Below are 14,906 nucleotides of genomic sequence, written 5' to 3' on the forward strand. Positions count from 1 at the left end.
GCTGTTTAAGAGGTCAACACGCAGTTGAAATCTTGTCCAGAGATGTCATAAGGGGTCCCCATGGGACGAATTTCGTCCTATGGGGACCCCTTATGACACTTGACCGACCGGCGGCCGTCCTTGCTCAGACGGCGATGTAGTTACCCGAGAGGATCAACAGGACCTGCACGGTGATGCCGGTGCCGTAGTAGTCCTTGGCGTTCGGCGACCACGTCGTGATCGAGGTCCACAGCTTGTCGAGCCAGGCCTGACTGCCCGGGTCGTTCATCGCCGCGATGGCGAACGACGCGGTGAAGCAGGGATGCTGGCCGGATTCGCCCGAGATCTTGGCACCCGACAGCGTGTAGCCGGTGGTGATCTTGGTGGGGTCGCCGCCGGTGTTCTGCTGGATCCAGGTGTTCATCTTCCGCACCTGGCCCTGCGCCGGGCTGCCCGCCACGGTGACGCCGTCGACGCCGAGCCGCCACGGGTCACGGCAGGCGTTGTAGCTGTACTTGTCGTCCTTGCCTTCGAGGAAGTTGTAAGGGGCGGGCTTCGGCGTGGAGTTGGTGTTGACGACGAAGTCCGGGATCAGCCCGGTCTTCGGCGCGTACTGCTGCTGAAGCTGGCTGACGGCCTGCTCCTGCCGGGTACGGACCTGACCCCAGAAGGAGTCCCCGGTGACCTTCTCGAACGCGCGGAGGTGACCCGGCATCCAGTCGGAGGAACGCGAGCTGTTGATGTACTTGCCCTCGTCCGCCCAGTCGGCCAGCCGCATGAACTTGGTGGTGGGGTGCACTTCGCTGCGCTTGATGGCCTTGATGATCCGCAGCGCCTCGGCCTTGTAGTTCACCGAACCGCCGCTGCCCCAGACCTTGTCGGCGATGAGCAGGCCGTAGGCGATTTCGAGGTCGCCGTCCGTCGCCGAGTCGGTGCCGTTGACGCTCTTGCAGCTCTCGTCCTGTTCGGCGGCGTGCAGATCCTTGTCGATCGACGAAGGATGCGCCTTCACGAACTTCAGGATGCCGTCGAAGACGGTGCGGGCCTGCGGGTCCTTGTCCCCCATCATCGCCGCGATGGTCATCCCGTAGCCCTGGCCTTCGGCGACGAAGGCGTGGTCGGCGTCGGGCGCCTTCACCGCGTACGTGCCGGTCCCGCATTTGGTGGTGAGGAAGTTCTTCTTCCAGTAGTCGTAGTACTTGGCGAGGGCCGCGTCCTGCGTCGCCTGGGACACCGACGGGCGGAGCACGCCGGGAAGATAAGGGGTTCCCTGAGTGGTGGCCGCGGTGGCGGGGGCGGTCGTGGCGACCAGCCCGGCGGTCAGCGCGGCCGCGGCCAGCACTGTCCGAACGGTCTTTCTCATTGCTCCTCCGGAAACGTCGTTGGTGGCGGCGGCGCGTTCCGAGCGTGACATCCGGATCGGGCAAAGACAAGAGCGTTAAGAAAGTTTCCTTACTATTACCTCGGATGTCGCTCACGTGAACGGTGTCCTAGCGTGAGCATCATGACGATCGACCTGAGCACGCGCGGCGAGACCTTCCGGGACTTCTGGACCGAGCGGCATCTCGCCACCCTGACCACCGTCCGCCCCGACGGGACCCCGCATGTGGTCGCCGTGGGGGTCACGGTGGACTTCGAGGCCGGGATCGCCCGCGTGATCACCTTCCGCTCGTCCAAGAAGGCCCGGATGGTCAAGGAAGCGGGCGAAAAGGGCATACCGGTCGCCGCCTGCCAGCTGGACGGGCCCCGCTGGTCCACTTTGGAGGGACGCGCGGTGCTGCGCGAAGACCCGGAGTCGGTGCGCGACGCCGAAAACCGGTACGCCGCGCGCTACCGGCAGCCCAAGCCCAACCCGGAACGCGTGGTCATCGAGATCACCGTGACACGCGTCCTCGGCAACGCCTGAGGAGGATCCTTCAGCCGCTGAGCGGGACATTTGTTGACCGCCGCCGTGTCACATCACATCCTGTACATGATGTATGACACGGCGGAGGAGAGACCATGGCTGGTTCACGGCGGGACTTCCTGAAGACGGCCGGACTGACGGGCGGGCTCCTCGCCGCCGGCGCGGCCCTGGCTCCGGCGGCCGTTTCGGCGGGGCCTTCCGCGGATCCGTGGGACCGGGTCCCGGAGATCCTCGCCCGGATCGTCCCGCCGCGCTTCCCGGACCGGACCTTCGACCTCCGCTCCTTCGGCGCCGTGGGCGACGACAAGAAGGACAACACGAAGGCGTTCGCCTCCGCTATCTCCGCCTGTACCGCGGCGGGCGGCGGACGCGTGCTGGTCACCGGCGGCACCTACCGCACCGGCGCGATCCACCTAAGGTCCAATGTGGACCTTCATGTCGCCGCCGGGGCGACGATCAAGTTCTCCGCCAGTGCTTCCGCCTTTCCCGCGGTGTACACCCGCTGGCAGGGCATCGAATGTGTCAACTTCTCCCCCTTCGTCTACGCCCGCGGGCAGGCGAACCTTGCGCTGACCGGCGCGGGCACGATCGACGGGAACGCGCAGGCCGGCCCGTGGTTCGACTACGACGGCCAACGCGGGCCGGACTGGGACCGGCTCCAGCAGATGGCCGTCGACGGCGTCCCGGTGGAAAAACGAAAGTTCGGGGACGGGCATTACCTCAAGCCGAACATGATCCAGTTCTACGGCTGCCGGAACATCCTGGTCGAAGGCCTGTCACTGCGGAACCCGGCGATGTGGACGGTGCATCCGGTGCTGTCGGAGAACGTCACGGTCCGCGATATCAAGATCCACAGCCGGGGCGCGATGGTCGACGGCGTCGACCCCGAGAGCTGCGCGGACGTGCACATCCACCACTGTTCCTTCGACACCGGCGACGACGGCACGGTGATCAAATCCGGCCGGGACACCGACGGGCGCCGGGTCGGCGTCCCGAGCGAGCGCATCGTCATCGAGGACAACGACTACCACGGCCGCTGGGGCGCGATCACCATCGGCAGTGAGATGTCCGGCGGGGTGCGCGACGTTTTCGCGCAGCGCAACCGGATCCACCAGGGTTCGTCCTACAAGGCCTTCTACGGCCTGTACCTCAAGACGAACAAACGCCGCGGCGGCGTGATCGAGAACATCCACGTGCGCGATCTGAGCGGCGGCCCGGTCGACCGCGGCGCGATCTTCGTCGACATGAACTACAGCCTGACCGGGCCGGGGTTCGGGGACATCGTGCATCCGGTGATCCGGAACATCGACGCCCGCGACATCCGGCTGGACGACTCGCCGTTCGCGCTGAAGATCGCTGGCTCGCCGGAGAGCCCGCTCACCGGGTTCCGGCTCGCCGATTCGGCGTTCACGAACATCGACATCCCGAAACCGCAGATCAGCAACGCGAAGAACGTCGTGATCAGCAACGTGAAGGTGAACGGGAAACCGCTCTAGGCGACGAACAGGGTGAGCAGCCCCTCCACCGAACGCACGATCACCCGCGCGGCGGCGCGTTCGGCGTGCGCGGCGTCCGGCCGTTCCGCCTCCTGCCGCCAGCGGACGAGCGCGCCCTCGGCGCTCTCGTGGATCTCGGCCGGGTCCGCGTCGGGTTCGAGACCGAGCCGTTCGGTGGGCGCGAGTCCCTGTGCGCCCAGCAGCCTTGCCGCCTCCTCGGCGGTTTCCCCGGACAACGCCGTGCGGCCGCCCCGGATGTCGGCGATGAGCCGCAGTTCCCGGAAGTCGTGCGCGGCCGCGGCGAACCGCTCCACGCGGGCGGCCAGCCGGTCGCCGTGCGGACGCGGTTCGGCGGCCAGCAGGCTTTCCAGCCGCAGCACCGCCGTGCGTGCCTTCAGCGCTTCGGCCCTGGCGACGAAGCATCCGGCGAGGGTGTCCCGCAGGTCGCCGAGACCGCTGCGGTGCACGAGTTCCGCCGAGAGTTTCAGCCTGCTCTCGCAGCCGGTGCGGATCAGCGTGATCGCCAGCCGGACGCCGTAGAGCCCGAACCGTGTCACCAGGTGTTTCCGTGACTCCGGCGGGATCCGCACCGGGAACGGGTCGTCCACGAAGGAATCCACGGACAGGAGGTAGCGCTCCAGATCCTGCCGGGAGACCGACGCGAGGGCGCGCAGGACCTCGAACTCGTCGTCGCGGAGCGCGCGCCCGGCGTACCCGAGTTGCCCGGCGACCGCGATGACGCCCTGGAATCCCGCGCACCGCGGGTCTTCACGCCAAGCCCGCCGCGCCAGTTGTTTCGCGGTGAGCAGGGCGTCGATCCGGCCCGCGCCGACCTCGTCGGCCCGGCCGAGCACCAGCACCGAGTTCACCGCGCTCTGCCGCGCGAACGCCGAACCGCCCGCCTGCCGGGCACCGGCGAGTTCGTCGGGTTCGAGGTGGCGCACCAGGCGCACCGTCGCGTCGACGTGTTCCGCCAGCGCCGGGGTGTCGAACAACTCGAGTTCCCGCAATGCCCGGGTCGGCCATTCCGCCAGCGCGGAGACCAAAGTGGACTTCCCGGTCCCCGGGGTGCCGACGAAGCCGACCCGCAGCGGTTCTTCCAGCCGCTCCAGGCATTCCTGCAGCATCGCCACCGCGTGCGGACGGTCCCGGTAGAGCGACGCGGCGTCGGTCAGCAGTTCACGGACATCCAGGGCTGTCACGCGGAGAGTTCCCGGATATCACGGGCGGTCACTCCTAAAGCTCCCGCCTTCCGGTGCAGCGCGGCCAGCCGGTCGATCTCCTTCTTGACCCGCTGCGTGCGCCGCTCCCGTTCGGCGGAGCCGGCGACGATCAGTTCCCGTTGGCGCGTCAGCTCTTCCGCGAGTTCGTCCGACAGCGCGGCGAAATGGTCGCGCAGCCGCCGCTGGACGTGGCGGATCTCGTCCTTGATCTCCTTGCTGAACCGGATGAACACGTCGTCGACATGGCGCTGCGCGGCGGCTTTCGCCAAGGCCTGCCGCCGCTGCAACCGCATCCCGCCTTCGTCGCGCACGCTCTTGGTGGCGAACGCGACACCGGCGCCGAGGGACACCGGGTTGATCAGCGGCAGCCCGGCGAGGCTGGTGACCAGGCCGAACATCAGGACACCGCCGTAGGAACCGCGCAATCCGGTGAAGAGTTTCTGGCCGATCTTGAATCGTTCGATCTTGGGGGTGCCGACTTCGGGGATGGAGTCCACCCCGGATCCGGTCAGCGGCAGCTCCGGCGCCTGACCGTACCGCTGCCCGAAGACGGTGGCGACCGCGTGCGCGATCCAGGTCGACCGGTCGGACACCCAGTTGTAGTTCGTCTCGACGGCCTCGGCGAGGTTGTCTTCGAGCCAGGTCTGGAAATCCGGCCAGATCTGGACCGGATCGCCCTCGTCGAAGGTGCGGTCGATATGCCGCACGATCACCCGGGTCCGCTCGCGCAGGTCGTATTCGGCGTCGGAGATCAGATCCGTGATCTCGTCCGACAACAGGTTCTGCCAGCGGACGTTCTGGCGCCGCAGTTCCTCGGTCCGCCGTTGTGCCTGGTGCAGCAGGGTGACCTGGTCGATCCCGCTGTCCTGCGAGACGGCGTTGAGCCGCGTCTGCAACGTCTCGACCAGCTCGACCGCCGCCGCGCGGACACTCACCGCGGCGGCCAGCGCGCGGGTGCGTTCGCCTCCGCGCGCGGCCTGCTCCCCCACCCAGTTCAGGAGTTCCGGGAAACCGGACCGTCCATTGAGGTCGACGTCACCGGCCTTCGCGGCGGCCTGGCGCACCGTCGCGGAGACCGGGAAGACCTCGGCGACGACGCCGGTCTCCGAAAGCGCGGCCCGGTTGCGGGCGGCGAGTTCCCGCCAGTCCGGGCTGACGTCGATCTTGGTCAGCGCCAGTACCAAGGCCGGGCACCAGGTCCGGATGTGCCGGGCCAGCGCGAGTTCGGCGGGCTGGAGTTCCTGCGTGGCGTCGGAGACGAGGATCACCGCGTGCGCGTCGGCGAGGACGTCGAGGGCGGCGGCCGTCCGCGGCGACCGGGGATCCCCGATGGCGGGGGTGTCCACCAGGACGAGACCCGTGCCGAGCAGTTCGCGCGGCAGGCCGACCTCGACCCGGCGCAGTGAACCGGGCGGGCGCACCTCGAGTTCCTTGGCCAGCTCGCCGACCGGCACCCGTTCACGGGCGTGCCCGACCAGCGTCGCGGCGGGATCGTGGGCGTAGCCGATCTCGGTGGGGACGGCGGGCGTACTCGCGTCGCCGACCGCGCAGACCGGGGCGTTCAGCAACGCGTTGAGCAGGTAACCCTTGCCCTGTTTGGGAAAACCGACCACCGCGATCCGGGTGCCCGGTGCCTGCTGGTCACGTCTGCGCCGGAGTCGTTCGGCCAGGTCGGCGCGACCGTGGACGACACAGGCGTCCAAGGTCTCGTTGAGCACGTCGAGCCAGGCGGGGGCTGTCACGGGGATGCAGTGTTCCCTTAACCAAGCGCGGAATCAATGTGGCATGGGCCAACACGCGGCGGAGGCCCCGCGACCTGGTGTGGTCGCGGGGCCCGTTCACCCGGTGAGATATGAAGGATATTCAGCTCAGCCGATGTGGATGTCGTTGCCCGAGGCGATGTCGCCGGCACCGATGTTGATGTCGCCGACGTGGCCGATGTTGTTGGCCACCCCGGAAACGACGTCGTGCACGTCGTTGACGCCCGCGTGGTTCGCGACGTCGTTCACGACGTTGTCGGTCACGTCCGTCGCGACGTTGTCGGTCACGTCGTTCACGATGCCGTTGCCGTTGCCGATGTCGTGCGCCTTGCCCGCGATGTCGTGCACCTTGGTGGTGACGTCGGCGACGTCGACGTGACCGATGGCGCTGGTCAGGTCGCCCACCTCGGAGAGGAAGTTCGGGGCACCGCCCGCGATACCGTCGGCGCGCGGCAGGTCGCTGGTCAGGTCGCCGACGGCCGGGACCGAGTCGACGGCCGGGACCTGCACGGCGTCCACGGCCGGGACGTCGTGGACGAGGCCGGTCGCGGTGTCGACGGCGCCGTTGGCGATGCCGCCGGCCTGGCCGAGCGACGCGGAGTCGAGGCCACGCGAAAGGTCGTCGGTCAGGCCGAAGCTGCCGATGGTGTTCTGCGCGAGGGCGGTCACGCCGGCGGCGGCGTTCGACACGTCGGTCACGTCGGAGACGGCCGGGACACCCGGCAGGCCCGGGAGACCCGGAACGTCGACGGGCAGCTCACCCGGCAGGCCCGGCAGGCCCGGGACGTCGACGGGCAGCTCACCCGGCAGGTCACCGAGGCTCGGCACGGCAGGGAGGGCGGGGACGTCGACCGGGAGACCGGCGGTCAGCGCGGTGAGCTGGTCGATCGCGCCCTGGACACCGTCGGCGCACTCGCCGTCGGTGCCGTTGACGACGTTCGCGACGCCGCCGAAGCCCGCCAGGTTGTCGGCGGTGGAGGCGGCGGTGCCCGTGACACCGGTGGCGGCGTCGACCGGGACGAAGTCGAGGACCAGCGGGACGACCTCGTGCACGTCGGCGGCGTTGATGTCACCGAGGCCGGCGTCGGCCAGCACCTGCTGCGGGTCGTTGGCGAACGCAGCGCGGGCCGCGGTGTCGTTCAGCAGGTTCAGCGTGAAGTCGTGCAGGGTCTGGACGGAACCCATGAAAGGACTCTCCTGTGGGGTCTAGGTCGATGGAGCGAGCGCAGCGCCCGGAGGGCACGGCTCATCGCAGGTCACCGAAGCTAGTGAGGGGGTGCCTCCCCGCACATCGGGGATCACTCCCGGTCGTCGCTCACTCAGCCAATAGGGGATCGGTATGACATCGTTAGGGCGTTAGGGGCTTAACCGAGACGCGCCCTGTTGGGTTTAATGCCAGCTCTCACCCATAAGGGTCAAGCCGTACGGGTGAACGGCCCTAGTTGGTCTTTAGGGGCTCACTTGGTCCTTAGGGGCTGGTCAAGCGAAGGAGGATGCTCGTTGCCCTACGTCCTCGGCATCGATATCGCCTCGACCCGCACCACCGCCGCCACCTGCGTCGACCAGGGCGACGGCTGGGGCATGCCGGAGCCGTTGTGGCTCGGCGCGCACGGTCCGGCGGCGGCGTCCGCGGTGTTCCTCGACGACGACGGCTACCTGCTCACCGGTGACGCGGCCCTCGAGGCGGGCCGGTCCGCGCCCGCCCGGCTGCTGACCGGGTTCCACGACCGGGTCGGCGACGACGTCCCGGTCATCGTCGGCGGCGAACGCTTCCCGGCCGAATCACTCAGCGCCGTCCTCGTGGACGCCGCGGTGGACCAGGCGGCCGAACGGTTCGGCGAGAAACCGCGGCACCTCGTGCTCACCCACCCCGGGGGCTGGGGCTCGTTCCGCCGCGAGCTGCTGCGCCGGGCGCTGGCCGAAGCCGGATTCCCCCGCGCCGCGCTGGTCGCCGCGCCCATCGCCGCCCTGCACGCGTACCTCGCCCCCCAAGGCGGCGTCACCGCCGGTGTCTGCGAATTCGGCCCGGACGGCGCGGTGGTCACGATCGCCGCCGCCGGGATCAACGGCTGGCAGCCGGTCAAATCGGTCGAAGGCGTCGACCCCGCCGAGGCCGTGGGCAAGGTCTTCGAACTCGCGCACGGCGCCGGGGTCCAGCCGCAGGCGCTGGCGGGGATCGTGCTCACCGGCGACGCTCCCGGAGTGCCGGGCCGGACGCCGTGCCCCCTCTTCGTTTCGAGCGACCCCGCGCTCACGATCGCGACCGGCGCGGCCAACATCGCCGCGGGACGTGACATTCCTCAACCCGGTGGCCCGCGATCCGACGCCGTCGCGACCGTGGAAACCACCCTGTTGCCCCGGGTCGACGCGCCGGAGGAGCTCACCGAACGGCCCGAACGGCCGCCGGTGGACATCACCCCGTTCCCCTTGCCAGAACGCACCGGGGCGGCGAAACTGCTCAGCCGACGCAAGCCCCTCGTCGCCGGAGCCGCGGTCGTGGTGCTGGCCGCGACCACCCTGCTGCTCACCCTGACCACCCGAGAAGCCACCGCGGACAAGGGCCACCAGCCCCCGCCCGCCGCCAGCACCTGCGCGCCGGCCGCCCCCGCCGCTGCCACGACATCCCCCGAAGGTCGCTGTTGAACGCATTGCTCGACAAGCCCGGCATCGTCCATCCGGGTGCCCGGCGTCTGCTCGACGAGGTGACCGCCGCCCCGGAGCTTCCGGTGCGGGTCACCGTCGTCGCCCCCGGCGGGCACGGGAAAACCCATCTGCTCGGCCTGCTCGGACGCCACTACGCGAGTGCCGGAGTCGAGGCCCTGCTGGTCGACGATGCCGACCAGCTCGACGACGAAGAGATCGCGAAGCTCCGGGCGCGGGCGGAGGAAACGACCGCGCCCGTCGTCCTGACCTGTAGAACGACGACGCGGACCAAAGCGCTGCGCGCGCTCACCGACTCCTTCGGCAGATCGGTGTCGCTGGGCGCTTTCGGCGTCGACGAGGTCCGGCTGCTCGTCCAGCACGCCGGCAGCGACGCGGCCACGGCCGAAGCCGTCCACGCCAGAACCGGTGGTGTGCCGAGACTCGTGCTCCGCGCGGTCACCGGGCAGCTCGCGGACTTCCGCGGTGAGCTGGAACAACTCGACGACGACGTGCACCGCTACCTGATCGCGGCCGAAGCCGGGGCGGGCCGGAATCTGGACCTCCTGGCGGCCCTGCTCAACCGCGACCGGGACGGTTTGGCCGAGGTCTTCGACGGCGCCAGGGCGACCGGACTGCTCGGCGAGGACGACGCGCTGCTGCCGATCGCCGCCGAAGCCGTCCGCGCGTGGGGACCCCCCGGGCGGCGGCTGACCGTGCTGCAGCGGCTGGTGGAACTCCAGCTGCGCGACGGACTTCCGGTACTGGATCTCGCCCGTTCACTGCTGGGGACGGGAAGTTCGGGCGCGAGCGCGGCGGCGGCCTTCGAGGCGGCCGCGCGTGAGGCGATGCCCGATGACACGAAACTCGCGGCGCGGTTCTACGAAGCCGCGTCCGAGGCCGGTGGGCGCGGCGCGGCGCTCACCGTCGGCTGGGCGCACGCCGCGGCACTGGCCGGGGATCTCGACACCGCTCTCCGGCTCGGCGACGGCATGCTCGGCAGCACCTCGGATACGGACGCCAGGGCCGCGGGCGCCGAAGTGGCGGCGACCGTCCTGGCGCACCGTGGCGAACTCGCGCACAGCGCGGAGCTGTATCAATGGTCCGGCCGGGCCGGATCGAAGGCGTTCGCCGCGATCGCCTTGACGGGCACCGGAAAACTCGAAGCCGCCCGTGGCGTGCTGGAGACCCCCGAGGTCCCGACCCTGTTCGCGGGCGCCGCCTCACGGACGGCCCGCGCGATCACCGACTCGGTCTCCGGCTGCGGCGCCGAAACGCTGTCGGCTCTGCTCGGCGCGGCGTCGATGCTGGAGTCGGCGGGGGCGCCCGCGCCGCTCCCGGACAGTCCGGCGGCCCTCGCGGCGTTGGTGGGCCTGCATTCCGGCGAACTCGCGCTGGCCGAGTCGGTGCTGAGCCGCGCGGTGAGCGGGCGGATCGGCGGCGACCTGCTCGCGAAACGGCACCGGCTGCTGCTCGGCTGGGTCGCGATGACCGGGGGCGACCTCAAGACCGCCGCCGAATCCCTGATGCCGCCAGACGGCCTCGAAGCCCGCGACGAACTCTTCGCCGCCACTCTTCAGCTGGGCTTGGCGCGACGGGCGAGCGACCTTCCCGGTCTGCAACGCTCCTGGGATCGGGCGTATCAGGCTTCGATGCGGCAGCAGCCGGATCTGTTTTCGTTGCTGCCGCTGGGAGAACTCGCGATCGCGGCCGCGCGGGCAGGTGCGAGCGACAAACTGGCCGGACAGCTGGAACGGGCGCATACGGTGCTCGACGCTCTCGGCAACCCTCCACTGTGGACGGCGACCCTACGGTGGCACGAGCTGCACGCCGCCATCACCGTCGAAAATCATTCCCTGGCCGAGGACCATCTGGCCGCCCTGAACGATTTCGCCTCGTGCGGGCGATATCCGGCGGCCCTCGCCGCCGCCGCGGCGGGCTGGCTCGCGGTGCTGACCGGGACCTTCGATCCCGAGCCGATCACCGCGTCCGCGGCGGAACTGCACGAACTCGGGCTCTGCTGGGACGCGTCGCGGCTGGCCGGCCAGGCGGCGATCCGGACCTCGGACCGGAAGGCGATGGTGCAACTGCTCGAAGCGGCGCGGCAGTTCCAGGGCCGGGCCCCGGAACCCGCCGCGACCACCGGCCTGAGCGCCTTGAGCGAGCGTGAGCTGGAGGTCGCCCGGCTGGTCGTCGACGGGCTGACGTACAAGCAGGCCGGGAGCAAGCTGTTCATTTCGGGCAAGACGGTGGAGCACCATATGGCCCGGATCCGGGGGAAGCTCGGTGCCGGGGACCGGCGGGAGCTGCTGGCGATGCTGCGGGACCTGCTCTCGTCCGGCGACGCCTGACCTGCCTTTCGCATTCAGCCGACTAAATGCGGGATCCTTGGCGACGCGACCTTCGCGTTTAGTCGGCTAAATGCGGTCCGCGCGGAGCGTTGGTGGGTGCGGTCGGTCGGCCGAGTGGGATTTCGCGTGTCCCGAAGGGCCCTACAGGACGTTGAACGTCCTCAAGACGGCCTTCACGACACAACACCGGGACGATCGCCTCACCCCGCCAACCCGCGAACACGCCGTGGGGGGTCGGCCGTCGCGTTTAGTCGGCTAAATGCGGGCCGCTCGGAGCGTTGGTGGGGTGCGGTCGGGCTGCCCTAGTGGGGTTCGCGTGTCCCAGAGGTACGGGTGGGGCTGTCACTGTGTGGGTCTTGGTGCGCGGATGATCTGAAATCCACACAGTTGCAGCGTCACCGCGTATTTCAGGAGTGCGAGGTTCCGGGGGGGCAGTGGGCGGCGAGGGACGCTTTCGTGACCTGTGTGTGCCGGTGCGCTCTGGGGATGGTGCGCGTTTAGTCGGCTAAATGCGGCGGGAGGGGTGTGGGCATGGCGAGGGGCCCGTCGCCGGTGTGGCTGGCGCGGGCTCCTCGGGGGATGCAGGGGTTAGGCGGCGGCGCGGTGCAGGATGTTGCGCCGGGTTCTTCGGAGCGGATCCAGATACTGGGGTGGGATGAACTCGGGGAGGCCGTCGGCTGCCATGCGGACTTGCCAGTCGCCGTGGTGGATCAGCCGGTGGTGGAAGCCGCAGAGCAACGTGAGATTCCGGAGGTCAGTAGGTCCGCCGTCTGCCCAGTGGTGAATGTGGTGGGCATGACAGTTCTTCGGCCGCCGATGACAGCCCGGGAACGCGCAGCCCCCGTCGCGGATGTTCAACGCCCGTCGCTGACCGGGAGTGACGAACCGTCTCAGACGCCCCACATCCAGCGGCTCACCAGCCGCGTTCAACACCACCGGCAGCATCAGGCAGTCGCAGGCCGCCATCCGGGCCTCGCGGGCGGTCATCGTCCCGACGTAGTCCACACACGCGGTCCCGAGGCCCGACTTGAGTTTGTCGAGGCCGATGGTGACGTGCACCAGCGTCCGGTAACCGGAAGTGCCCGGTTGGTCCGGGCAGGCGATCGCGAGGTCGACCAGGTCCACCCACGCATCACCCAGACGTTCGGACTTCGTCCGCAAATCGGCCTGTCCGAACTCGTCCACCGGGCGCGGCGCAGCGTAGGCCTCCAGCGCGGCCGCCGTGCGCGCACCGGCCTCGTCGTCGAGGAGCCCTTTCAGTTTCCAGAACCCGTCCTTGCGGCGTTCCAGAGTGAGTTCCCGGCGCGGCTGCTTCGGCTCAGGCTCTTTCTGCTCAGCGCCGTCCGGATCCAGCCAGCCGAGTATGTTCTGTTCGGCTTTCGCCAGCTGCCGGGGACCGGCGTGCCGGGCCAGCTCGGCCAGGGTCTTATCAGCGTGCTCCCGGTCCTCCACCGATGTATCGAGAGGGAGGTTCGCCAGGAAGGTCAGGATCTGATCGATCCGCTCGTCCCCGACCGCCCCCTCAGCGGCCGCAGCAGCGGTAGCAGGTGCCACAGCCGGAAGCTCGGTCCCATCCAAACCACGCGTGGGATTCAATGCGATCGCCCGATTCACCACCGGCCGCGCTTCACCGAAGGAAAGACCGGCCACATCAGCGAACCACTTGATCGTCGACCCGTAGCCGTACAAGTCTTTCGCGCCCCGCGATTCGATCTCCGCCAGATACTGTCCCAGTCCGGCGGTGGCGACCCTGATCACCTGCAGGAACTGTTGCACGCCATGGGCAAGCTCCAGCTTGCCGGCGCGCCACAACTCCTGCGGCAACTCGGGAAGGATCGTCTCGGACACGACTCCATAATACCAAATAAATCGAACGCATGTTCGCCGCAGTGGCAAAGGGGAACATTTACTACTAAAGAGTGATGGCCGCCCAAACCTACAAGCCCACGTCCGAACCACGCCCGAAATACTTACGAGAACCGTTCCCAAGCCGACTGACGACGCATGCCGAGCGAAGCACCGACCCGATCCCAAGAAATGCCGCGATTCCGCGCTTCGCCGACCCAGGCCCGCAAGTCGTCGTCGACCGAATGACGGATCGCCTCGATGCGCGGCAGATGAGCCAGCAGCGCCTCATCATCGAGGCTCTCCCACACCGGCGTGGCCCGCTTCAGCCCCGCAGGCTTGTTCGCGATGGTCTCGGCAGCCAGAGTGTCGACACTCTCCGCGGAGCGCCTGCAGAAGGAGCAGCGGTTCACCGTCTCACCTTTCGTCAGGAGTGGCCTGACAACAGGTCATGTCGTCAGGTCACTCCTGACAAGCAGTCGAAACCCGTCACCGCATCGCGGAACCTCGCGTCTGTAAAGCCCGCAAAGCCGCCCGGACGACCCGCTTCGAAGGATCGTCGACCATCGGCTTCACCAAATCGACCGGCACCGCGTCGAGGATCCGCAGTGCCCCGACGGCGTATGCCCGCACCTTGGCCATCGGATGCCTCAGCAACGGATACAACAGCGGCCCGTCCTCGGCGCGCCCCGATTCGGCGAGCCCCGCGATCGCGCCCAGCGAAGGCCTCTCCGCCGGAGCGGCGACGATCGCCCGATACCGGGCGACGGCGTCCACCCCCGTGCGCCGGGCGGCGTCCCGGGCGAGGGCGCGGATCAGGGTCGACCGGTCGTCCAGCAGCGTGACGATCTCGTCGAGGTGGCCGAGCCGTGAGAGCCCGGTCAGCGCGCTGATCCGGACCTCGTCGTGACGGCACGCGGCCAGTTTGCGCAGGACGTCGACGCGGCCGGTCCAGACGGCGTCGCGGGCCGCGGCATCGCCGGCACGCGCACGGATGCTCTTGTCGATGTTCCGCAGGGCCAGCCGTACCAGGTCGTCGAGTGTGAGGTCGCCACGCCGGGTACGCACCTCGAACAAGAACCTCTGCGCCGCGGGACTCACCGAGCGGCTCAGTTTGCCGAGCACGTCGTCCGGAGCGTCGTAGGCGGCCGCGTACAGCTGCTTCACGCCGAACTCCCCGCGCTGCCGCCGTCGGAGGTGCAGCATCGTTTCGGCCGCCACCACCAAGAACGTCGCCGTCCGATCGTGCAGCAACGCGATCACGCCCGCCCGGGCGAGGTCGCGGACCGGCTCGGCCCAGTCGGTCATGCGCAGCAACAGAAACGGAAGCTGCTCCGGACGCGGATCTTCCAGCAGCCTTCTGACCGCCAGTTCCCGGACACGGCCGTCACCATGCGAAGCGGCGATCACCGTCGTGAGCGGACCCGTCCTTCTCGCCTTCAGCCTGTCGGCGATTTCGTTCAAGACGCGCGGGTAGTGGGAGGAAGTCCAATACGCCGGGCGGCAATAGTCGTCGATCAGGGAAACGAGCGCCGGGGTCTCGGTGATCAGCGCGAAGGCGGCCGCGATTTCGGAGGCGTCGCCGGACTTGTCGACACGGACGAGCGCCTCGACGAGCACGTCGACGGCGAACCCCCGGCTCTCCAGCGTTTCCTGGAGCGCCTCGGCCACTGACTTCCTTTTCGCGAAGATCACCCGTCGATCCT

At 69.1% G+C, this 14,906-nt stretch carries 11 protein-coding genes; 4 read left to right on the forward strand and 7 right to left on the reverse strand.

Translation table 11 applies throughout. The features are described 5' to 3' along the window. Positions 1-124: 124 nt before the first annotated feature. Positions 125-1,342 (reverse strand): family 8 glycosyl hydrolase, encoded by a 1,218-nt coding sequence (locus SD37_RS33115; protein WP_044851465.1) that lies wholly within the window; start codon positions 1,340-1,342, stop codon positions 125-127. Positions 1,343-1,483: 141 nt separating this feature from the next. On the opposite strand from SD37_RS33115, the gene SD37_RS33120 reads away from it, so the two are divergent. Further along, the gene (locus tag SD37_RS33120) at positions 1,484-1,885 is read left to right on the forward strand and encodes a PPOX class F420-dependent oxidoreductase (protein WP_044851521.1); all 402 of its coding nucleotides are present in this window, start codon (positions 1,484-1,486) and stop codon (positions 1,883-1,885) included. A 95-nt stretch (positions 1,886-1,980) separates the two neighbouring features. Continuing rightward, positions 1,981-3,381, forward strand: a complete 1,401-nt coding sequence (locus SD37_RS33125) for a glycoside hydrolase family 28 protein (RefSeq protein ID WP_044851466.1) — start codon at positions 1,981-1,983, stop codon at positions 3,379-3,381. Here SD37_RS33125 and SD37_RS33130 read toward each other — a convergent pair. The 3 genes from SD37_RS33130 to SD37_RS33140 all read right to left on the reverse strand — a co-directional run bounded on the left by SD37_RS33130 (position 3,378) and on the right by SD37_RS33140 (position 7,549). Beyond that, complete coding sequence (locus SD37_RS33130) at positions 3,378-4,583, reverse strand: GTPase (protein ID WP_037303290.1); 1,206 nt, start codon at positions 4,581-4,583, stop codon at positions 3,378-3,380. The two genes, SD37_RS33125 and SD37_RS33130, sit on opposite strands and share 4 nt — an antisense overlap. Next, on the reverse strand, positions 4,580-6,346 hold the full coding sequence (locus tag SD37_RS33135; protein WP_044851467.1) for a dynamin family protein: 1,767 nt from the start codon (positions 6,344-6,346) through the stop codon (positions 4,580-4,582). Before SD37_RS33135 ends, SD37_RS33130 begins: the two co-directional genes overlap by 4 nt. Before the next feature lie 126 nt (positions 6,347-6,472). Then, positions 6,473-7,549: an IniB N-terminal domain-containing protein gene (locus tag SD37_RS33140; protein ID WP_044851468.1), complete on the reverse strand. Its 1,077-nt coding sequence runs from the start codon at positions 7,547-7,549 to the stop codon at positions 6,473-6,475. 315 nt (positions 7,550-7,864) lie between these two features. On the opposite strand from SD37_RS33140, the gene SD37_RS33145 reads away from it, so the two are divergent. Further along, positions 7,865-9,007 carry an Hsp70 family protein gene (locus SD37_RS33145; protein WP_044851469.1) on the forward strand — a complete coding sequence of 381 codons (1,143 nt, stop codon included), beginning with the start codon at positions 7,865-7,867 and terminating at the stop codon, positions 9,005-9,007. Beyond that, entirely contained in the window at positions 9,004-11,355 is a 2,352-nt protein-coding gene (locus SD37_RS33150) for a helix-turn-helix transcriptional regulator (protein WP_044851470.1), read from the forward strand. The genes SD37_RS33145 and SD37_RS33150 overlap by 4 nt, the downstream gene beginning before the upstream one ends. A gap of 588 nt (positions 11,356-11,943) precedes the next feature. On the opposite strand, the gene SD37_RS33155 is transcribed toward SD37_RS33150, so the two are convergent. The 3 genes from SD37_RS33155 to SD37_RS33165 all read right to left on the reverse strand — a co-directional run bounded on the left by SD37_RS33155 (position 11,944) and on the right by SD37_RS33165 (position 14,895). Beyond that, positions 11,944-13,203: an HNH endonuclease signature motif containing protein gene (locus SD37_RS33155; RefSeq protein WP_044851471.1), complete on the reverse strand. Its 1,260-nt coding sequence runs from the start codon at positions 13,201-13,203 to the stop codon at positions 11,944-11,946. 122 nt (positions 13,204-13,325) lie between these two features. Next, positions 13,326-13,613, reverse strand: coding sequence for a hypothetical protein (locus SD37_RS33160; RefSeq protein ID WP_044851472.1), 288 nt, complete (start codon positions 13,611-13,613; stop codon positions 13,326-13,328). Between the two features lie 76 nt (positions 13,614-13,689). Continuing rightward, entirely contained in the window at positions 13,690-14,895 is a 1,206-nt protein-coding gene (locus tag SD37_RS33165) for a hypothetical protein (RefSeq protein WP_052674936.1), read from the reverse strand. Positions 14,896-14,906 lie beyond the last annotated feature (11 nt).

This window comes from Amycolatopsis orientalis, from assembly GCF_000943515.2.
GTDB lineage: Bacteria > Actinomycetota > Actinomycetes > Mycobacteriales > Pseudonocardiaceae > Amycolatopsis > Amycolatopsis orientalis.